General features: G+C 70.3%; 17 protein-coding genes and 1 other RNA gene. 17 read left to right on the top strand and 1 reads right to left on the bottom strand.

Annotated elements, in window-relative coordinates:
• The first annotated feature begins 70 nt into the window (after positions 1-70).
• The 16 genes from rnpB to lpxC all read left to right on the top strand — a co-directional run bounded on the left by rnpB (position 71) and on the right by lpxC (position 17,781).
• Positions 71-435, top strand: an RNA gene (rnpB, locus tag ASG87_RS19015) — RNase P RNA component class A.
• Between the two features lie 311 nt (positions 436-746).
• The gene (gene mraZ / locus ASG87_RS18760; protein WP_056008862.1) at positions 747-1,193 is read left to right on the top strand and encodes a division/cell wall cluster transcriptional repressor MraZ; all 447 of its coding nucleotides are present in this window, start codon (positions 747-749) and stop codon (positions 1,191-1,193) included.
• A gap of 45 nt (positions 1,194-1,238) precedes the next feature.
• Positions 1,239-2,174, top strand: a complete 936-nt coding sequence (gene rsmH / locus ASG87_RS18755; RefSeq protein ID WP_056008860.1) for a 16S rRNA (cytosine(1402)-N(4))-methyltransferase RsmH — start codon at positions 1,239-1,241, stop codon at positions 2,172-2,174.
• Positions 2,171-2,443: a cell division protein FtsL gene (gene ftsL / locus ASG87_RS18750; RefSeq protein ID WP_056008857.1), complete on the top strand. Its 273-nt coding sequence runs from the start codon at positions 2,171-2,173 to the stop codon at positions 2,441-2,443. The genes rsmH and ftsL overlap by 4 nt, the downstream gene beginning before the upstream one ends.
• Positions 2,440-4,257 (top strand): penicillin-binding protein 2, encoded by a 1,818-nt coding sequence (locus ASG87_RS18745; protein WP_056008854.1) that lies wholly within the window; start codon positions 2,440-2,442, stop codon positions 4,255-4,257. Before ftsL ends, ASG87_RS18745 begins: the two co-directional genes overlap by 4 nt.
• Entirely contained in the window at positions 4,254-5,768 is a 1,515-nt protein-coding gene (locus ASG87_RS18740) for a UDP-N-acetylmuramoyl-L-alanyl-D-glutamate--2,6-diaminopimelate ligase (RefSeq protein WP_056008849.1), read from the top strand. The genes ASG87_RS18745 and ASG87_RS18740 overlap by 4 nt, the downstream gene beginning before the upstream one ends.
• On the top strand, positions 5,765-7,132 hold the full coding sequence (gene murF, locus ASG87_RS18735; RefSeq protein WP_056008846.1) for a UDP-N-acetylmuramoyl-tripeptide--D-alanyl-D-alanine ligase: 1,368 nt from the start codon (positions 5,765-5,767) through the stop codon (positions 7,130-7,132). Before ASG87_RS18740 ends, murF begins: the two co-directional genes overlap by 4 nt.
• Entirely contained in the window at positions 7,122-8,204 is a 1,083-nt protein-coding gene (gene mraY / locus ASG87_RS18730) for a phospho-N-acetylmuramoyl-pentapeptide-transferase (protein WP_056008844.1), read from the top strand. Before murF ends, mraY begins: the two co-directional genes overlap by 11 nt.
• Entirely contained in the window at positions 8,204-9,445 is a 1,242-nt protein-coding gene (ftsW, locus tag ASG87_RS18725; RefSeq protein ID WP_056008842.1) for a putative lipid II flippase FtsW, read from the top strand. Before mraY ends, ftsW begins: the two co-directional genes overlap by 1 nt.
• Positions 9,446-9,570: 125 nt before the next feature.
• Positions 9,571-10,665 carry an undecaprenyldiphospho-muramoylpentapeptide beta-N-acetylglucosaminyltransferase gene (gene murG, locus ASG87_RS18720; protein ID WP_268761836.1) on the top strand — a complete coding sequence of 365 codons (1,095 nt, stop codon included), beginning with the start codon at positions 9,571-9,573 and terminating at the stop codon, positions 10,663-10,665.
• Complete coding sequence (gene murC, locus ASG87_RS18715) at positions 10,662-12,107, top strand: UDP-N-acetylmuramate--L-alanine ligase (protein ID WP_056008836.1); 1,446 nt, start codon at positions 10,662-10,664, stop codon at positions 12,105-12,107. The genes murG and murC overlap by 4 nt, the downstream gene beginning before the upstream one ends.
• A 14-nt stretch (positions 12,108-12,121) precedes the next feature.
• The gene (locus ASG87_RS18710) at positions 12,122-13,165 is read left to right on the top strand and encodes a D-alanine--D-alanine ligase (RefSeq protein WP_326937906.1); all 1,044 of its coding nucleotides are present in this window, start codon (positions 12,122-12,124) and stop codon (positions 13,163-13,165) included.
• The gene (locus ASG87_RS18705; RefSeq protein ID WP_056008831.1) at positions 13,162-13,896 is read left to right on the top strand and encodes a cell division protein FtsQ/DivIB; all 735 of its coding nucleotides are present in this window, start codon (positions 13,162-13,164) and stop codon (positions 13,894-13,896) included. The genes ASG87_RS18710 and ASG87_RS18705 overlap by 4 nt, the downstream gene beginning before the upstream one ends.
• Positions 13,893-15,125 (top strand): cell division protein FtsA, encoded by a 1,233-nt coding sequence (gene ftsA / locus ASG87_RS18700; RefSeq protein ID WP_056008828.1) that lies wholly within the window; start codon positions 13,893-13,895, stop codon positions 15,123-15,125. Before ASG87_RS18705 ends, ftsA begins: the two co-directional genes overlap by 4 nt.
• Positions 15,126-15,273: 148 nt before the next feature.
• Positions 15,274-16,458: a cell division protein FtsZ gene (ftsZ, locus tag ASG87_RS18695; protein ID WP_056008825.1), complete on the top strand. Its 1,185-nt coding sequence runs from the start codon at positions 15,274-15,276 to the stop codon at positions 16,456-16,458.
• Positions 16,459-16,866: 408 nt separating this feature from the next.
• Complete coding sequence (gene lpxC, locus ASG87_RS18690; RefSeq protein ID WP_056008822.1) at positions 16,867-17,781, top strand: UDP-3-O-acyl-N-acetylglucosamine deacetylase; 915 nt, start codon at positions 16,867-16,869, stop codon at positions 17,779-17,781.
• Positions 17,782-17,999: 218 nt separating this feature from the next.
• Here the strand turns inward: lpxC and ASG87_RS18685 are convergent, their stop codons facing one another.
• The gene (locus ASG87_RS18685) at positions 18,000-18,482 is read right to left on the bottom strand and encodes a DUF721 domain-containing protein (protein WP_082583091.1); all 483 of its coding nucleotides are present in this window, start codon (positions 18,480-18,482) and stop codon (positions 18,000-18,002) included.
• Between the two features lie 29 nt (positions 18,483-18,511).
• On the opposite strand from ASG87_RS18685, the gene ASG87_RS18680 reads away from it, so the two are divergent.
• Positions 18,512-19,441 carry a peptidoglycan DD-metalloendopeptidase family protein gene (locus ASG87_RS18680; RefSeq protein ID WP_056008817.1) on the top strand — a complete coding sequence of 310 codons (930 nt, stop codon included), beginning with the start codon at positions 18,512-18,514 and terminating at the stop codon, positions 19,439-19,441.
• Positions 19,442-19,513: the final 72 nt, after the last annotated feature.

Below are 19,513 nucleotides of genomic sequence, written 5' to 3'. Positions count from 1 at the left end.
GAAGCCGGGCGCATTTGCTTTTCCGATTCCCTATTCCCCATTCCCGATTCCCAACCGGTACACTGGTCAAGGAGTCGGCCGGACAGTCGCGTCGCGCGCGAGCGCATCGAGGAAAGTCCGGGCTCCACAGGGCAGGGTGCCAGGTAACGCCTGGGCAGCGCGAGCTGACGGCCAGTGCAACAGAGAGCAGACCGCCGATGGCCTCGCAAGAGGATCAGGTAAGGGTGAAAGGGTGCGGTAAGAGCGCACCGCGTACGGGGCCAACGCCGTACGGCACGGTAAACCCCACCCGGAGCAAGACCGAATAGGGGAACGATAACGCGGCCCGCGTTGTTCCCGGGTAGGTTGCTGGAGCCAGGCGGCGACGCCTGGCCGAGAGGAATGACTGTCGCGCCGCAAGGCGTACAGAACCCGGCTTACAGGCCGACTCCGCCTCTTCGTCACCACCGTCGCCGGCGCGCAACGCGCCGGCGACGGTGCGTGCGCAGGCGTACGGCGGCGCATGAACGCCGATTCATCCCGGCGGTCGTCTCCGCCTCCGTCCGGGGCGGCGGGAAGGTGACGGGTTTCGCAAAAAATCCTCAGCTTTCAATCACCTTGAGGCACTTCCTCGAAATTGCTGGAAATTTCGCCACAAGTCCGCCTTTCTCCTTGATTCACAAAAGAAAATCCCTTGACAGTCTCAGGGGGCGAGACTATCGTGGGCTTCAGTGTGAAATCGTGGGAATAAGTGGAGTCATTGGGTCGTGTTCCAGGGCGAAACCGCCATCACCGTCGACGACAAGGGCCGCCTGGCCATCCCGACCGCGTATCGGGAGCTGGTGTCGGCTGCGTGCGCGAACCGCCTGGTGATCACCTACAACCCGTTCGAGCCGGGCTGCCTGTGGGTCTTCCCGCATGCGGAATGGGAACAGGTGCGCGACCAGGTGAACGCCCTGCCCAAGGTCAAGGCGGCCCACCGCGACATGCAGATGAAGCTGGTCGGCGCGGCGGCCGTGGTCGAACCCGATGGCGCGGCGCGGATCCTGCTGCCGGCCAGCCAGCGCGCGGCCGCGGGCATCGAGAAGAAGGCGGTGCTGCTGGGCATGGGCAACAAGTTCGAGCTGTGGAGCGAACAGGCCCACCTGGCCAAGATCCGCCAGACCATCGGCGAAGACGACATCACCAACGAAATGGCGGACCTGCGCCTGTAAGCGGGCGCAGTCGGGACGGGCAGAAACGGGAACGGGAGGTGCGGCATGGCCGAATTGCGGCACATCCCGGTGATGCTGGGTGAAGCAGTGGAGGGACTCGCCGTGCATGCGGGCGGGCGCTATCTGGATGGCACGTTTGGTCGCGGCGGTCACGCCCGCGCCGTGCTGTCGCGCCTGGGCCCCGAGGGGCGCTTGCTGCTGATGGACCGCGACCCTGCCGCGATCGCGGCCGCGCGGGCGGAGTTCGCCGGCGACCCGCGCGTGGCGATCCGCCACGCCAATTTCGCCGAGCTGGCCGAATGGGACGAGACCGCCCCCGGCCTGGACGGCATCCTGCTCGACCTGGGCGTGTCCTCGCCGCAACTGGACGAGGCGGCGCGCGGCTTCAGCTTCATGGCCGACGCGCCGCTGGACATGCGCATGGACACCAGCCGGGGCGAGAGCGCCGCCGATTTCCTGGCCCATGCGGACGAGCGCGAGATCGCCGACGTGCTGTGGACCTTCGGCGAGGAGCGCTTCAGCCGCAAGATCGCCCGCGCCATCGTCGCCCGCCGCGAGGAGTCGCCGATCGCGCGCACCGGCGAGCTGGCCGCCCTGATCGAGCGCGTGGTGGGCCGGCGCGAACCGGGCAAGCACCCAGCCACGCGCAGCTTCCAGGCGCTGCGCATCCGCGTGAACCGCGAGCTGGACGCACTGCGGCAGGGGCTCGATGCCGCGCTGTCGCGGCTGAAGCCGGACGGCCGGCTGTCGGTGATCAGCTTCCATTCGCTGGAGGACCGCGCGGTGAAGCTGTTCATCCGCGACCACTCCGGCCGCGTGCAGGGCAGCCGGCGCGGCCCGCCGGTGGCGGCCGCGCCGGCGCGGCTGGCCGCGGTCGGCAAGGCGCAGTTCCCTTCCGACGAGGAACTCGCGGCCAATCCGCGCGCGCGCTCGGCGGTGCTGCGGGTGGCGCGCAAGCTGCCCGACGGGGAGGCCGCATGAAGGCGCTCGGCGGCGTCGCGGTGCTGCTTTTGCTGGTCGCCGTGCTGGCCAGCGCGCTCGGCGTGGTGTGGACGCGCCACGAGAGCCGCGTGCTGTTCGTCGACCTGACCCGGCTGCAGAACCAGCGCGACGAATTGAACGTGGAATACGGCCGGCTGGAGCTGGAGCAGGCGACCTGGGCCGAGCCGCGGCGCATCGACGGCGAGGCGCGCAACAAGCTCGGCATGGTCGCGCCCCGGCCGCAAGACATCCAGTTGGCGCGCCGATGAGCTGGCGCAACCGTACCGCCGCATCGTCCGCCAGCGGCCGCCGTCGCGGCGCCGGCCCCAGCACGCGCAGGCGCATGGTGGTGGTGGTCGGCGTGCTGAGCCTCGCCTCGCTTGGGCTGGTGGCGCGCGCGTTCGACCTGCAGGTGGTGCGCAAGCAGTTCTACCAGGACCAGGGCGATGCGCGCTTCCTGCGCGTGATGCCGATCGCGGTGTCGCGCGGCACCATCTTCGACCGCAACGGCGAGCCGCTGGCGGTGTCCACGCCGATGATGTCGATCTGGGCCAATCCGGCCGAGGTGCTGGAGAACGACGACCGCATCCCGGCGCTGGCCAAGTCGCTGGGCGTGGACGCGGCGGAGCTGAAGGACCGGCTGGCCCAGCGCGCCGACCGCGAGTTCGTCTACCTGCGCCGGCAGATGCCGCCGGAGGCGGCGCAGGCCGTGCTCGACCTGGGCATCCCCGGCGTCAACAGCCAGCGCGAGTACCGCCGCTACTACCCGTCGGGCGAGGTGACCGCGCACGTGCTCGGCTTCACCAACATCGACGACCACGGCCAGGAAGGGCTGGAGCTGGCCTACGACGACTGGCTCGCCGGCAAGCCGGGCGCGAAGCGGGTGATCCGCGACCGCATGGGCCACGTGGTGGAGGACGTCGAGCAGGTGCGCGAGCCCAAGCCGGGCAAGAACCTCACGCTGAGCATCGACCGGCGCATCCAGTTCCTCGCCTACAACGAGCTGAAGAACGCGCTGGTCCAGTTCGAGGCCGAGTCGGGCTCGGTGGTGATCCTCGACGCGAAGACCGGCGAGGTGCTGGCGATGGCCAACCTGCCCACCTACAACCCGAACGCGGTGCGCGGCAGCGTGCCGTCGCAGCGGCGCAACCGCGCGATGACCGACCTGCTGGAGCCGGGCTCCACGATCAAGCCGATCCTGATGACGGCGGCGCTGTCCAGCGGCAAGTTCACCCCGACCAGCCCGCTGATCGACACCGGCGGCGGCCACTGGTTCTTCCAGGGCCACGACATCCACGACACGCACAACTGGGGCGTGCTGACGCCTACCGGCGTGATCACCAAGTCCAGCAACGTCGGCGCGGCGCACATCGCCATGCAGCTCGACACGCCGCTGATGTACGACACCTACCGCGCGTTCGGCTTCGGCAACAGCACCAACAGCGGCTTTCCCGGCGAGTCGGCCGGCCTGCTGCGGGTGGGGCGCGACTGGCGCCCGCTGGAGAAGGCGATCATGGGCTACGGCTACGGCCTGAACGTGACGCCGCTGCAACTGGCCAACGCGTACGCCACGCTCGCCGACGGCGGCGTGATGCACACGCCCACCTTCATCAAGGGCGCCGACAGCGAGCCCAAGGCGATCGTGACGCCGCAGATCGCGGCCCAGGTGGTGAAGATGATGGAGACGGTGACCGCGCCGGGCGGCACCGCCACCACCGCGCAGATCGCCAACTACATCGTCGCCGGCAAGACCGGCACCGCGCACAAGGCCTCGGCCGGCGGCTACTCCAAGAACAACTACACCGCCGCCTTCGCCGGCATGGTGCCGGCCAGCGACCCGCGCCTGGTCGGGGTGGTGATCATCGACGACCCGAAGAAGCGCAGCTACTACGGCGGCATGGTGTCCGGCCCGGTGTTCGCCCGGGTGATGGAGGGCGCGCTGCGCCTGCTCGACGTGCCGCCGGACAACATCGGCCGCTGGTACGCGGGCGGCCCGCTGCAGAGCCCGAACGGGCTGGTGGGCAACAAGCCGCCGGACGACATGTCGGTGGACAACGAGCCGATCGAGGACGCCACGCCATGACGCCGCGTCCCCTGCACGAACTGCTGTCCGGCCTCGCCGTGCCCGCCGGGTCCGGCGAGGCCGCCGTCATGGCGCTGGAGGTGTCGGGCCTGGCGCTGGATTCGCGCCAGGTGCGCCCGGGTGACGCCTTCTTCGCGCTCGAGGGCACGCGCGAGCACGGCATCGCGCACGCGGCCGGTGCGGTGGCGCGCGGCGCGCGGGTGGTGCTGGCCGAGGCGGCCGGCGACGTCGTGCCGGCCGATGTCGCGCTGAATGTCCCGGTGCTGTGGATCGCGAACCTGCACGCGCTGGTCGGCGAGATCGCCGCGCGTTTCTACGATCGTCCCTCGCGCGCATTGCGCGTGCTCGGCGTCACCGGCACCAACGGCAAGACCTCGACGGTGCAGATGCTGGCCCAGGCGCTGGAACACCTGGGGCACCGCGCCGCCACCATCGGCACCCTGGGCGCCGGCCTGCACGGCCGGTTGCACGAGGGCGAGCGCACCACGCCGGACGCGATCAACGTACAGCGCCTGCTGGCCGGGTTCCGCGACGCCGGCGCCAGCCACGTGGCGATGGAAGTCTCCTCGCACGCGCTGGAGCAGGGGCGCGTGGGCGCGGTGGATTTCGAGGTGGCGGCGTTCACCAACCTCACCCGCGACCACCTGGACTACCACGGCAGCATGCAGGCCTACGGCGAAGCCAAGGCCAGGCTGTTCGCCTGGCCGGGCCTGAAGGCGGCGGCGCTGAACGCCGACGACGCCTTCGGGCGCGAGCTGGCGACCCGGCTCGCCGCCGGCGTGCGGGGCCTGCGCTTCAGCGCGGCGGGCGATCCCGCCGCCGACCTCGCCGCCGGCGCGATCGCCACCTCCTCCGAGGGCCTGGCGTTCGACCTGCGCACGCCGTGGGGCTCGCGGCGGATCCACAGCGCCCTGCTCGGGCGCTTCAACGTGGACAACCTGCTCGCCGTGGCCGCCTGCCTGGGTGCCTTGGGCGAGCCGTTCGAGCGCCTCGCCGGGGCGCTCGAAGCCCTGCAGCCGGTGAACGGCCGCATGAGCCGCCTGGGTGGCGTGGACGGCGCGCCGCTGGTGGTGGTCGACTACGCGCATACGCCGGACGCGCTGGAGCAGGCGCTCGCCGCCGTGCGCGCGCACTGCGCCGGGCAGCTGATCTGCGTGTTCGGCTGCGGCGGCGAGCGCGACGCCGGCAAGCGCCCGCTGATGGGCGCGATCGCCGAGCGGCTGGCCGACGAGGCGATCGTCACCGACGACAATCCGCGCGGCGAAGACGGCGACGCCATCGTGGCGCAGATCGTGGCCGGGCTGCAGCGGCCCGCGGCGATGCGCGTGGAGCGCGACCGCGCCGCCGCCATCGGCCTGGCGCTGCACTCCGCGCGGACCGGCGACGTGGTGCTGATCGCCGGCAAGGGGCACGAAACCTATCAGGAAGGCGCCGCCGGCAAGCGCGCCTTCGACGACATGGCGGTCGCGGCCGACGCGCTGGCGCACCTGCGCCGGGAGCGTTGCGCATGATGCGGCTGGCGGAGATCGCGCTGTGGACCCGCGGCCGGCTGCTCGGCGCCGACACGGCGATCGGCGGCGTGGCGATCGACACGCGCAAGCTGCAGCCCGGCGATCTGTTCGTGGCGATCCGCGGCGACCGCGTGGACGGCCACGACTACCTGGCCGATGCCGCGGCGCGCGGCGCGGCGGCCGCGCTGGTGACGCGCCGGATGGACACGCCGCTGGCGCAGGTGCTGGTGAACGACACCCAGCTCGCGCTCGGCGACCTGGCCAGCGCGGTGCGCGCGCAGGGCGACGTGCGGGTGATCGGCATCACCGGCTCCAACGGCAAGACCACGGTGAAGACGCTGGCCGCGTCGATCCTGTCGCGGCACGGCCGCACCCACGTCAATGCCGGCAACTACAACAACGAGCTGGGGCTGCCGCTGACCCTGCTGGCGATGCCGGCCGACACCCAGTTCGCCGTGCTGGAGATGGGCGCCGGCAAGCCGGGCGACATCGCCTATCTGGCGGCCATCGCGCGGCCCGATATCGGCCTCGTCAACACCATCGCCTCGGCGCATCTTGAGCGGATGGGCAGCCTGGAAGGCGTGGCCGAGACCAAGGGCGCGCTGTACCAGGCGCTGCCCGCGGACGGCGTGGCGATCATCAATGCGGACGACGCGTTCGCGCGCTTCTTCACCGGACTGGCCGGGTCGCGGCGGCTGCTGCGCTTCGGCCTCGGGCGCGGGGCGGAGGTCGGCGCCCGGATCCTCGAGCAGCGCGTGGACGGCTCGCGCTTCGTGCTTTGCACGCCGGCCGGCGAGGCCGAGGTGGAGCTGCCGCTGGCGGGCCGCCACAACGTCGCCAACGCGCTGGCGGCGACCGCGATCGCGCTGGCGCTGGACGTGCCGCTGGCGACCATCGTCGAGGGGCTCGAGCAGGTGCCCGGCGTGGCCGGGCGGCTGCGCAGCGAGACGCTGGCCGGCGGCGCGGTGCTGATCGACGACAGCTACAACGCCAACCCCGGTTCGGTGAACGCGGCGATCGACACGCTGGCGCTGGCCGGCGGCGAGCGCTGGCTGGTGCTGGGCGACATGGCCGAGCTGGGCCAGAACGCGCGCGAGCTGCATGCGGGGATCGGACGCTACGCGCAGGCGCACGGCATCCAGCGGCTGTTCGCGGTGGGCCCGCTGGGCGCGGCCGCCGTCGAGGCGTTCGGCGCCGGCGGCGAGCACCACGCGGACAAGGCGTCGCTGGTCGCGTCGCTCAAGCGGCAACTGCACGGCGGGGTCACCTGCCTGGTCAAGGGTTCACGTTCGGCCGGCATGGAGCAGGTCGTGGCGGCATTGGGGGATCACCGGCAAGGGGAGGGCGCATCCGATGCTGCTTGAGCTGGCGGACTGGATGGCACGGCACTTCACCGCGCTGCACCTGTTCCAGTACATCACCTTCCGCACGATCATGGCCGCGCTCACCGCGCTGGCGATGTCGCTGCTGTTCGGCCCATGGCTGATCCGCAAGCTGGCCGCGCTGAAGGCCGGCCAGGTGGTGCGCAAGGACGGCCCGCAGTCGCACCTGTCCAAGGCCGGCACGCCGACCATGGGCGGCGTGATGATCCTGCTGTCGGTGGCGATCGCCTCGCTGCTCTGGGCCGACCTGCACAACCGCTACGTGTGGATCGTGCTGGCCGTGCTGGTGAGTTTCGGCGCGATCGGCTTCTACGACGACTACAAGAAGCTGGTGCTGAAGGACAGCCGCGGGCTGGCCTCGCGCTGGAAGTATTTCTGGCAGTCGGTGTTCGGGCTGGCCGCGGCGTGGTTCCTGTTCCACACCGCCGCGCTGCCGGCCGAGACGGCGCTGTACGTGCCGCTGTTCAAGCAGGTGGCGTTGCCGCTGGGGCTGCTGTTCGTGGTGGTGGCCTACTTCATGATCGTGGGCTTCTCCAACGCGGTGAACCTCACCGACGGCCTGGACGGCCTGGCGATCATGCCGACCGTGCTGGTGTCCGGCGCGCTGGGCGTGTTCGCCTACCTGGCCGGCAACAAGGTGTTCTCCGAGTACCTGGGCATCCCCTCGATCCCCGGTGCGGGCGAGCTGGCGATCGTCTGCGGTGCGCTGTCCGGCGCCGGGCTCGGCTTCCTGTGGTTCAACACCTATCCGGCGCAGGTGTTCATGGGCGACGTCGGCGCGCTGGCGATCGGCGCCGCGCTGGCCGCGATCGCGGTGATCGTGCGTCAGGAAATCGTGCTGCTGGTGATGGGCGGCGTGTTCGTGATGGAAACCGCCTCGGTGATGATCCAGGTCGCCAGCTTCAAGCTCACCGGCAAGCGCGTGTTCCGGATGGCGCCGATCCACCACCACTTCGAGCTGAAAGGCTGGCCGGAGCCGCGGGTGATCGTGCGCTTCTGGATCATCAGCGTCGTGCTGGTGCTGGTCGGCCTCGCCACGTTGAAGGTGCGCTGATGTTCGGCTTCGGCACATCGCAGGCGGTGAAGCGGCAGGGGCCGCGCGGCAGCTTCGACCTGCCGCTGCTGGTCGCCCTGGTCGGGCTGGCCAGCATCGGCGTGGTGATGGTGGCATCCAGCTCGATCGCGGTGGCGGACAGCCAGCACATCGGCGCGTTCTACTATCTCAAGAAGCACGTCTTCTACCTGGGCATGGGCCTGGTGCTCGCCGGCATGGCGATGCGCACCGAGCTGAAGCTGTTCGAAAAGCATGCGTTCCTGCTGCTGCTGGCGGCCTTCATCCTGCTGCTGGCGGTGTTCGTGCCGCACCTGGGCATGCGCATCAACGGCGCGCGGCGCTGGCTCAACCTGATCGCGCTGAGCTTCCAGCCGGTGGAGGCGGTGAAGCTGATCCTCGTGGTGTACATGGCCAGCTATCTGGTGCGCCACCGCGAGAGCATCGAGACGCGCTTCCTGGGCCTGATCAAGCCGCTGATCGTCGCCGGCGGCATCGTCGGCCTGCTGCTGCTGCAGCCGGACTTCGGCTCGGCCATGCTGGTGATCGCGGTGACCATCGCGATGGTCTGGCTGGGCGGCGCGCGGCCGGTGTTCCTGTTCCTGATGGGCCTGCCGCTGATGCCGGCGCTGGTGATCGCGGCGACCAGCGAGAGCTACCGCATGAAGCGGCTGACCTCGTTCATGGACCCGTGGAAGGACCCGTTCAACGACGGCTTCCAGCTCACCCAGTCGCTGATGGCGATCGGCCGCGGCGAATGGACCGGCGTGGGGCTGGGTTCCAGCGTGCTCAAGCTGTCCTACCTGCCGGAGGCGCACACCGACTTCATCCTGGCGGTGATCGGCGAGGAACTCGGCCTGGCCGGCATCCTGCTGGTGGTCGGCCTGTTCGCGCTGGCGGTGGGGCGCGGCCTGTACCTCGGCCTGAAGGGCGTGGAAGTGGGCCAGCGCTTCGCCGGCTACGTCGCGTTCGGCCTGTCGCTGATGCTCGGCCTGCAGGCGATGGTGTCGATCGGGGTGAACCTCGGCGCCTTGCCGACCAAGGGCCTGACCCTGCCGCTGATCAGCTCCGGCGGCTCCTCGGTGCTGCTGACCTGCGCGATGGCCGGCGTGCTGCTGCGCGCGACTTTCGAGATCAACCGCGCGCTGGACGCGCGCCACATGGCCACGCGCATGCCGGCGCTGGCCGTGCCCGACGCAAACGCCGCGGTGGCGCCGCGCGAGCGCGAGGCGGTGGCGGCATGAGTACCGCGATCCGGGATTCGGGATTCGGGATTCGGACGAGCGCCGTGCGCCAGGCCATGGCGATGTCGGCCGCCCCGAATGGCGGGCGCGTTGACACCCGCGCGCCGCGCGCCGACGAACCCCCGATTCCGGCCCCCGGATCCCGTGCGGCGGACTCCCGCCCGGTCCTCATCATGGCCGGCGGCACCGGCGGGCACATTTTCCCGGGCCTGGCGGTGGCCGAGGTGCTGCGCGCGCAGGGCGTGCCGGTGGCCTGGCTGGGCGCGGTCGGCGGGATGGAGACCAAGGTGGTGCCGGCGCACGGCATCGAGCTGCACGTGGTGCCGGTGCGCGGCCTGCGCGGCAAGGGCCTGAAGTCGCGGCTGCTGGCGCCGCTGATGCTGCTGCGTGCGCTGGCCGCCTCGCTGGCGGTGATGCGCAGGCTGAAGCCGCGCAGCGTGCTGTCGATGGGCGGCTACGTGGCCGGACCGGGCGGCGTAGCCGCCCGGCTGACGCGGCGCCCCCTGCTGGTGCACGAGCAGAACCGCGTCGCCGGCTATACCAACCGCAAGCTGGCGGCCCATGCGGGGCGCGTGCTGGCCGGCTTCGCCGACGCCCTGCCGGGCGCGGAATGGATCGGCAACCCGGTGCGCGCGACGATCGCCGCCTTGCCCGATCCCGCGCAGCGCATCGGCGCGCGCGACGGCCGTCCGCGGCTGCTCGTGCTCGGCGGCAGCCTCGGCGCGCGCGCGCTGAACCTGACCCTGCCGCGCGCGCTGTCGCAACTGGCGCCGGCGCAGCGCCCGGAGGTATTGCACCAGTGCGGCGCCCGCGGCGTGGACGAGACGCGCGAAGCCTATGCCAAGGCCGGCGTCGAGGCGCAGGTGGTGCCGTTCATCGGGGACATGGCCGGCACCTATGCCTGGGCCGACCTGGCGGTGTGCCGCGCCGGCGCCCTCACCGTGGCCGAACTCACCGCCGCCGGCCTCGGCGCGGTGCTGGTGCCTTTCCCATACGCGGTGGACGACCACCAGACCCGCAACGGCGAGGCGCTGGTCGCCGCCGGCGCGGCCGAATTGATGCAGGAGCGCGATCTGGACGTACAAGCTTTCGCGCAGCGCCTGGAGGCGCTGCTGGGTGACCGGCCGAAACTGCTGGCGATGGCCGAGGCCGCGCGCGCGCTGGCCAAGCCGGACGCGGCCGCGGGCATCGCCGCGGCCTGCCTGGAGGTGGCCGCATGACGCCGCGCCGCCTGCTCGCCCACGAGGACCTGATGTCCACCTTCCGCCGGGTGCACTTCATCGGCATCGGCGGTGTCGGCATGAGCGGCATCGCCGAGGTGCTGCACAATCTCGGCTATGCCGTGTCCGGCTCGGACCGGTCCAGCTCGCCGACCGCGCAGCGGCTGGCGCAACTGGGCATCGACGTGCGCATCGGCCACGAGGCCGCGCACATCGGCGACGCCGACGTGGTGGTCACCTCCAGCGCGATCCAGACGGACAACCCGGAACTGGTCGCCGCGCGCGCCGCGCGCATTCCGGTGATCCCGCGCGCTGAGATGCTCGGCGAGCTGATGCGCTTCCGCCGCGGCATCGCGATCGCCGGCACGCACGGCAAGACCACCACCACCAGCCTGGCCGCCAGCGTGCTGGCCGAGGCCGGCTACGACCCCACCTTCGTGATCGGCGGCCAGCTCAACGCGGCCGGCGCCAACGCGCGGCTGGGCACGGGGCAATACCTGGTGGCCGAGGCCGACGAGTCGGACGGCTCCTTCCTGCTGCTGTCGCCGGTGATCGCCGCGATCACCAACATCGACGCCGACCACCTGGAGAACTACCACGGCGACTTCGCCGAGGTGAAGAAGGCCTTCGCCGACTTCCTGCACCGCCTGCCTTTCTACGGGCTGGCCGTGCTGTGCGTGGACGATCCGGAGGTGGCGCTGCTGGCCCGCGACACCTCGCGCCGCGTGATGACCTACGGCATCGACACGGCCGACGCCGACGTGCGCGCCGCCAACATCGAGCAGCACGGCTTCCAGATGCACTTCGAGCTGCACCTGCCCGGGCGCGAGCGCGGCCTGCCGGTGCAGCTCAACCTGCCGGGCCGGCACAACGTGCTCAACGCGCTGGCCGCCGCCACCATCGGCTGGCAGCTCGGCGTGGAGCCGGTGGCGATCGCCCGCGCGCTGGCGAATTTCCAGGGCGTGGGCCGGCGCTTCCATCGCCGCGGCGAGCTGGCGCTGGACCAGGGCAGCGTGCTGCTGGTGGACGACTACGGCCACCACCCGCGCGAGCTTGCGGCGGTGTTCGCCGCCGCCCGCGGCGGCTGGCCGGAGCGGCGCCTGGTGGTCGGCTTCCAGCCGCACCGCTACAGCCGCACCCGCGACCTGATGGACGACTTCGCCAACGTGCTGGCCGAGGCCGACGTGCTGGTGCTCACCGACGTCTACCCCGCCGGCGAGGCGCCGATCGCCGGCGCGGACGGCCGCGCGCTGGCCCGCGCGGTGCGCGCGCGCGGCAAGGTCGACCCGGTGCTGATCGAGCACCCGCGCGAATTCAGGGAATCGCTGCCGGCCCTGCTGCGCGACGGCGACCTGCTGCTGCTGCTGGGCGCCGGCGACATCGGCGCGGCGGCGGTGGAACTGGCCCAGGCCGGCCAACTCAAGACCCGAGGGGCCGAATGATGGCCGCAAACACGATGCCCGATGCCCGATTCCCGATGCCCGGCGCGCAGCGCATCACCGATCCGGCCCAGTTCGGCCGCGTCGCCGTGGCGATGGGCGGCAGCTCGGCCGAGCGCGAGGTGTCGCTCGATTCCGGCCGCAACGTGCTGGCGGCGCTCAGGGCGCGCGGCGTCGACGCGCACGCGATCGACGGCATCCCGGCCCTGCTCGATGCCCTGCGCGCCGGCCATTTCGCCCGCGTGTTCAACATCCTGCACGGCCAGCACGGCGGCGGCGAGGACGGCGTGCTGCAGGGCGCGCTGGAATCGCTGAACGTGCCGTATACCGGCTCGGGCGTGCTCGGTTCGGCGCTGTCGATGGACAAGACCCGCTCCAAGCGCGTGTGGCAGTCGCTCGGCCTGCCGACGCCGAAGTTCGTCGCGCTGCCGCGCGGCGCCGACGTGCACGCCGCCGCGCGCGAGGTCGGCTTCCCGCTGATCGTGAAGCCGGCCTGCGAGGGCTCCAGCGTCGGCGTCACCCGCGTGTTCGAGGACAAGGACCTGGACGCGGCGGTGGAACTGGCCGCGAAATACCCGGGCGACCTGCTGATGGAGGCGCTGATCGAGGGCGACGAGCTGACCGTCGCCATCCTCGGCCGCGAGGTGCTGCCCAGCATCCACATCGTGCCGAAGGGCGCGTTCTACGACTACAACGCGAAATACGTCGCCGAGGACACGCGCTACCTGTGCCCCGGCCTCGAAGGCGATGCCGAGGCGGAACTGCGCGCGCTGGCGCTGCGCGCCTTCGACGCGCTGGGCTGCCATGGCTGGGGCCGCGTGGACGTGATGCGCGACCGCGCCGGCCGCAACTGGCTGCTGGAAGTGAACACCGCGCCGGGCATGACCTCGCACTCGCTGGTGCCGAAGGCGGCCGCGCAGGCCGGCATCGACTACCAGGAACTGTGCTGGCGCGTGCTGGAAACCAGCTTCCGTGAGGATCAGCTCAGTGCGGACAACCGCTCTGCCGAATCCCGGATCCCGAATCCCGAATCCCGCGGTTCCAAGGGAGGCGCCGCGTGAAAGGAGCCGTCCGCCTGGTCGCCTGGTGCCTGGCCATCGCGCTGGTGGCGCTGCCGATCGTCGGCGTGCTGCGCGGGTGGTTCGCGGCCCATCGCTGGCCGGTGACCCAGTTGACGGTGCAGGCCGAGTTCAAGCACGTGGGCGCGGAAGAGATCCGCGCAGCCGTGCTGCCGCGCCTGGGCAAGGGCTTCTTCGCGCTCGACCTGGACAGCGTGCAGAAGGCGGTGGCCGCCTTGCCGTGGGTGGAGTCGGTGGAGGCGCGCAAGCGCTGGCCGGACACCCTGCTGCTGCGCATCTACGAGCGCCAGCCGTTCGCGCGCTGGAACGGCAAGCAGTTGATCAGCCGGCAGGGCCTGGTGTTCGACGCGCCGGGCGCGGCCGACAACGCCGCGCTGCCCGACCTGCACGGCCCGGACGCGCGCCTGGCCGAGGTGGTGAGCTTCTACGCCGAGACCCAGAAGGCGTTCGCCGGCACCCGCCTGAAGATCGCCGGCGTGGCGCTGACCGAGCGCGGCAGTTGGAGCCTGGTCACCGCATCGGGGGCGCAGATCGTGGTCGGCGACCGCGAGCAGGCGGGCCGCCGCCTGCGCCGTTTCCTCGCCGTCTATCCGCAACTGGTCGCCGGGCACGCCGAGAGCTTCGCCTACGCCGACCTTCGCTACACCAACGGATTCGCCGTGCGCTGGCCGCAACCGGCTGCCGCCAACGCTGGAGGTTCCCCCCGCACATGAAAACCAGGAACGACAAGCAACTCGTCGTCGGCCTCGACATCGGCACCTCCAAGGTGACCGCGATCGTCGGCGAATACGAGCCGGGCGAGCCGATCGAGGTGATCGGCATCGGCTCGCACGTGTCGCGCGGGCTCAAGCGCGGCTCGGTGGTGGACATCGAGTCGACCGTGCATTCGATCCAGCGCGCGGTGGAAGAGGCCGAGCTGATGGCCGGCTGCGACATCCGCTCGGTGTTCGCCTCGATCTCGGGCAGTCACCTGGAGACCAAGAACTCGCACGGCACCGCCGCGATCCGCGACCGCGAGGTCACCGCCGGCGACCTGGAGCAGGTGCTGGAAGCGGCGAGCGCGGTGGCGATCCCGGCCGACCGCAAGGTGCTCTACAAGGAATCGCAGGAATACCGCATCGACGGCCAGGACGGCATCCGCTCGCCGGTCGGCATGAGCGGCGTGCGGCTGGAGGCCAGCGTGCACCTGGTCACCGGCGCGGCGGCGGCGGTGCAGAACATCTCCAAGTGCATCCAGCGCTGCGGCCTCTCGGTGGACGAGCTGGTGCCCTCGTCGGTGGCCAGCGCCAAGTCGGTGCTCACCGACGACGAGCGCGAGCTGGGCGTGTGCCTGGTCGACATCGGCGCCGGCACCACCGACATCGCCATCTATACCCAGGGCTCGATCCGCTACACCAAGTCGCTGCCGGTGGGCGGCGACCAGGTCACCAACGACATCGCCTACGGCGTGCACACGCCGACCGCGCACGCCGAGGAGATCAAGATCAAGTACGCCTGCGCGCTGGCGCAGTTGGCGCATGCCGAGGAAACCATCCAGGTGCCCAGCGTGGGCGACCGGCCGCCGCGCCGGCTGGCCCGGCAGTCGCTCGCGCAGAGCGTGCAGGCGCGCTACGAGGAGATCTTCGAGATGGTGCAGGACGAGCTGCGCCGCTCCGGCTACGACAGCCTGGTCGCCGCCGGCATCGTGCTCACCGGCGGCGCCTCGCGGATGGAAGGCGCGCTGGAGCTGGCCGAGGAGATCTTCCACAAGATGGTGCGCATCGGCGTGCCGCAGCACGTCACCGGCCTGGGCGAGGTCGTCGCCAATCCGCTGCATTCCACCGGCGTGGGCCTGCTGCTGCACGGCGCGCGCTCCGGCGGCATGCGCGTGGGCGGCCCGGTCGGCGGCAGCGTCGGCGGCCTGGTCGACCGGCTGCGCGGCTGGATCACCAAGAATTTCTAGCCGGCAGAGGGCGGCGGCCCTTGCCGGAAGCGTTTCGGCGGCGCAGGAAGCGCCGCCACGGGCGAATGGAGGTTCGCCCACCACCCCGGGCCGGCAGGAGCCGTATCCCGCGGTTACAACGACAACGAAGCTCTTCGGAGGACGGGAAATGTTTGAACTGATCGAAAAACTCGCACCCAATGCAGTCATCAAGGTCATCGGCGTGGGCGGCGGCGGCGGCAACGCCGTGGCGCACATGCTCAATGCCAACATCGAAGGCGTCGAGTTCGTCGTCGCCAACACCGACGCGCAGGCGATGAAGACCTGCGGCAGCCGCACGCACCTGCAGCTCGGCGGCAACGTCACCAAGGGCCTCGGCGCCGGCGCCAACCCCGAAGTGGGCCGCCAGGCGGCGCTGGAAGACCGCGAGCGTATCGAGGAAATGCTCGAAGGCGCCGACATGGTGTTCATCACCGCCGGCATGGGCGGCGGCACCGGCACCGGCGCGGCGCCGGTGGTGGCGCAACTGGCCAAGGAAAAGGGCATCCTCACGGTGGCGGTGGTCACCAAGCCGTTCCCGTTCGAGGGGCGCCGCCGCATGCAGGTCGCCCTGAAGGGCATCGAGGACCTGTCCCAGCACGTCGACTCGCTGATCACCGTGCCGAACGAGAAGCTGCTGTCGGTGCTCGGCCGCGAGGTCACCCTGCTGAATGCCTTCAAGGCCGCCAACGACGTGCTGCAGGGTGCCGTGCAGGGCATCGCCGACCTGATCACCGCGCCGGGCCTGATCAACGTCGACTTCGCCGACGTGCGCACCGTGATGTCCGAGATGGGCATGGCGATGATGGGCTCGGGCACCGCCCGCGGCGACGACCGCGCCCAGGCCGCGGCCGAGGCGGCGATCAACAACCCGCTGCTGGAGGACGTGAACCTCAACGGCGCCTGCGGCATCCTGGTCAACGTCACCGCCGGCCCGAACCTCACCATGCGCGAGTTCGACGAGATCGGCCGCGTCATCCACGACTTCGCCAGCGAGGACGCCACCGTGGTGATCGGCACCTCGCTCGACCCGGAGATGCAGGACGACGTGCGCGTCACCGTGGTCGCCACCGGCCTGAACCGCGCCGCGGCCGCCCGCCAGCCGATCCGCCAGGTCGCCACCCAGCAGGTCGAGATGCGCCAGCGTCCGCGCCCGGTGGTGCTGCGCACCGGCACCGGCAACGAAGTGGTCGACTACGCCCAGCCGGACGTGGTGCCCGCCACCGCCACGCGCGGCGAGGCGCCGGCCAAGAGCGCCGACCCGAGCTTCGACTACCTCGACATCCCGGCCTTCCTGCGCCGCCAGGCGGACTGAGGCGGGAGGCGACCACGATTCGAGGAGCGTCTTACGAATAATTGAACAAATCGCCGGATCGGCTTGTCAGTGGTTGAACGCGCCGCGCGAACGTTGCGCTTGCGTTGCAGACCGTCGGAAGCCAGGCGAGACAGGCTGTACGAGCAGGGAGGTCGTATGACGGATTGGCCGGAGCTTGCCGATCCCTCCGCGGCCCTGCGCCGGAATCCCGTCCGGGCGCAGGGCCGTGTGCCGTCTTTAAGTTATTGAAAGTTATGGAGTGTTCGCTGACTTGTGACGGTGTTCACGGGATGAAGAGAAGATGAAAGCGTGAACAGACTGTACGGTACGGTTTGCTTTTTCACTGGTTAAGACTGTGTTAGCATCCGTCCCCTGATTGGCTGCTGCCTACCACGAGTACCCATAAAAATGATCAAGCAGCGTACGCTCAAGAACATCATCCGTGCGACCGGCGTCGGCCTGCACACGGGCGACAAGGTGTACATGACCTTGCGCCCGGCCGCGCCGAACACGGGCATCGTGTTCCGCCGCACCGACCTGAATCCGCCGGTGGACATCCACGCGCGCCCGGACAACGTGGGCGATACCCGCCTGTCCACCACCCTGGTCAACGGCGACGTGCGCGTCTCCACCGTGGAGCACCTGCTCTCGGCGATGGCCGGCCTGGGCATCGACAACGCCTACGTCGACCTGTCGGCGCCGGAAGTGCCGATCATGGACGGCAGCGCCGGTCCCTTCGTGTTCCTGCTGCAGTCCGCCGGCATCGAAGAGCAGCCGGTCGCCAAGCGCTTCATCCGCATCAAGAAGCCGGTGAAGGTGCAGGAAGGCGACAAGTGGGCCAGCTTCGAGCCGTTCGAAGGCTTCAAGGTCGGCTTCTCGATCGACTTCGACCATCCGATCATCAGCAAGCGCACCTCGCGCGCCGAGATCGACTTCTCCACCACCTCCTTCGTGAAGGAAGTGAGCCGCGCGCGCACCTTCGGCTTCATGCGCGACATCGAGATGCTGCGCGAGCACAACCTGGCGCTTGGCGGCTCGATGGACAACGCCGTGGTGCTGGACGACTACCGCGTGCTCAACGAGGACGGCCTCCGCTACGAGGACGAGTTCGTCAAGCACAAGATCCTCGACGCGATCGGCGACCTCTACCTGCTCGGCCACAGCCTTATCGGCGCGTACCACGCGCACAAGTCGGGCCACGAGCTGAACAACAAGCTGCTGCGCACCCTGATGGCCGATGCCTCGGCCTGGGAGGAAGTCAGCTACCAGGACGATCCGGCCACCGCGCCGATCTCCTACGCGCATCCCGCGCAGGCGATCTAAAAGGTTCCACGGGGAGTCCGGAAGGGCGGCTGCGCCGAGCGCGTAGCCGCCCTTTTTTGTGATGAGCATCACATTTCTTCCGCGTTTTACTTCACGCCTCGTCGACATTGCCGGCTACACACGCCGCCCGCCCATGCTATAAACCCACCTTCGCCGCGGAGCGGCGGGTAGGTCAGGCGCCGGCTGGCGCCGCCCGGGGGGACAGTCGGACCTTGCGTTCAGTCCGTTCCATCGGTCCTGGAAACAGCGGTTTCGGCGATGGACGCCAACTCAAGGAACAGTGCCCGCAGTTCGGGGTCTGTTATTGACGTTGCGGCAGCCTTCAGATGGACGGCTGCGGCAGGCGAAAGAGGTTTTGACCGATCCGGCAAGGTTGCGGCCGGCGGTTGGGGGGCCACTTTCACGGTGACTGAACTGGCGCTCGTGCCGATGGCGCGGGCGGTGGCGAGTATCTGCGTCTGCATCAGGCGCAGCCGCGAAGCCCAGGCCGGTGAAGACGCCAGGAAGACGAGGCGGTCGTTGCGCAGGTGGGCGAATCGCACCTGCTCGCGCAACGGCGACGGCAGCGTCTGGCGCAGGGCGCGGTCCAGCGCATCCAGCTCGCGGGCTTTCTTTGCCAGCGAAGCGAAGGAGCCGCATTCGGCGAGGGACTTCGGTCCCCGCTCGGGTCGGCGGGATGCGGGAGGAACGGCGCGCTGCATGGTGCCGATATCTTCAACGTGAAAAAGCAATGCAAATCATACTCGTATCACGCAGCAAGAAAGTGCCGAGGACGTTCGACCTGGCCACCCGCCGCTTGCGCTGGCGACTTGCTGCGGTAGCGGCGACGGCCGTACTCGGATGCTGCGGCCTTGGCGCCGCCCTGGCCTTGGCGGTAGCCAGCCCGCGCGACCGGGCCCTGAGCGAGATCAAGGCCCTGCAGCAGCAGGTACGGCGGCAGGACACGCAACTGGCCGACGTCCGCAAGGATTCGCAGCGCGAACTGGACGCGCTGGCGATCAAGCTGGGCCAGTTGCAGGCGCAATCGACCCGTCTCAATGCCCTGGGCGAGCGGCTGACCCGGATCGGCAAGCTCGACGACGGCGAGTTCAATTTCGACGAGCCTCCAGCGGTGGGCGGCATCGAGGACATCAGCGGCAGCGCCTACGCCCTGCCGCAGACGCTGTCCGCCAGCATCGACCAGTTGGCCGGGCAGTTCGACAGCCAGCAGGCGCAGCTCTCCGCGCTGCAGAGCCTGCTGCTGGACGCGAAGATCGAGTCCAACCTCAAGCCGACCGGCATGCCGGTGCAGGGCTACATCTCCTCCTATTTCGGCGGCCGCCCCGACCCGTTCAGCGGCCACAGCGCGCGGCATACCGGCCTGGACATCGCCACCTCGCTCGGCACGCCCGTGCATGCGGTGGCCGAGGGCATGGTCACCTACGCCGGCGTGCGCAGCGGCTACGGCAACGTGGTCGAGATCGACCACGGCAATGGCTACATGACCCGCTACGCGCACAACAGCGCCCTGCTGGTGCATCCGGGGCAGCGCGTGCACGTCGGCGACGCGATCTCCAAGGCCGGCTCCACCGGCCGTTCGACCGGCCCGCACGTGCATTTCGAGGTCTGGTACAAGGGCCGCGTGGTCAACCCGCTGGCCTACGTGCGCAACCACCGCTGACCGGCTGCGCCTGAGCAGGGCACCCGCCGGCGATCCGGCTTTCCCTCGCAGGAAACTGCGCCATCGGGCGCG

Source organism: Frateuria sp. Soil773 (genome assembly GCF_001428405.1).
Lineage (GTDB): Bacteria > Pseudomonadota > Gammaproteobacteria > Xanthomonadales > Rhodanobacteraceae > LMSL01.
Note: the sequence above shows the minus strand (reverse complement) of the source record. Positions and strands in the feature narration are given on the sequence as shown.

Coding starts and splice junctions, on each gene's coding strand:
- rsmH (WP_056008860.1), top strand. CDS start 1,239: ATGGCCGAATTGCGGCACATCCCGGTGATGCTGGGTGAAGCAGTGGAG.
- ftsL (WP_056008857.1), top strand. CDS start 2,171: ATGAAGGCGCTCGGCGGCGTCGCGGTGCTGCTTTTGCTGGTCGCCGTG.
- ASG87_RS18745 (WP_056008854.1), top strand. CDS start 2,440: ATGAGCTGGCGCAACCGTACCGCCGCATCGTCCGCCAGCGGCCGCCGT.
- ASG87_RS18740 (WP_056008849.1), top strand. CDS start 4,254: ATGACGCCGCGTCCCCTGCACGAACTGCTGTCCGGCCTCGCCGTGCCC.
- murF (WP_056008846.1), top strand. CDS start 5,765: ATGATGCGGCTGGCGGAGATCGCGCTGTGGACCCGCGGCCGGCTGCTC.
- mraY (WP_056008844.1), top strand. CDS start 7,122: ATGCTGCTTGAGCTGGCGGACTGGATGGCACGGCACTTCACCGCGCTG.
- ftsW (WP_056008842.1), top strand. CDS start 8,204: ATGTTCGGCTTCGGCACATCGCAGGCGGTGAAGCGGCAGGGGCCGCGC.
- murC (WP_056008836.1), top strand. CDS start 10,662: ATGACGCCGCGCCGCCTGCTCGCCCACGAGGACCTGATGTCCACCTTC.
- ASG87_RS18710 (WP_326937906.1), top strand. CDS start 12,122: ATGCCCGATGCCCGATTCCCGATGCCCGGCGCGCAGCGCATCACCGAT.
- ftsA (WP_056008828.1), top strand. CDS start 13,893: ATGAAAACCAGGAACGACAAGCAACTCGTCGTCGGCCTCGACATCGGC.
- ftsZ (WP_056008825.1), top strand. CDS start 15,274: ATGTTTGAACTGATCGAAAAACTCGCACCCAATGCAGTCATCAAGGTC.
- lpxC (WP_056008822.1), top strand. CDS start 16,867: ATGATCAAGCAGCGTACGCTCAAGAACATCATCCGTGCGACCGGCGTC.
- ASG87_RS18685 (WP_082583091.1), bottom strand. CDS start 18,482: ATGCAGCGCGCCGTTCCTCCCGCATCCCGCCGACCCGAGCGGGGACCG.
- ASG87_RS18680 (WP_056008817.1), top strand. CDS start 18,512: ATGCAAATCATACTCGTATCACGCAGCAAGAAAGTGCCGAGGACGTTC.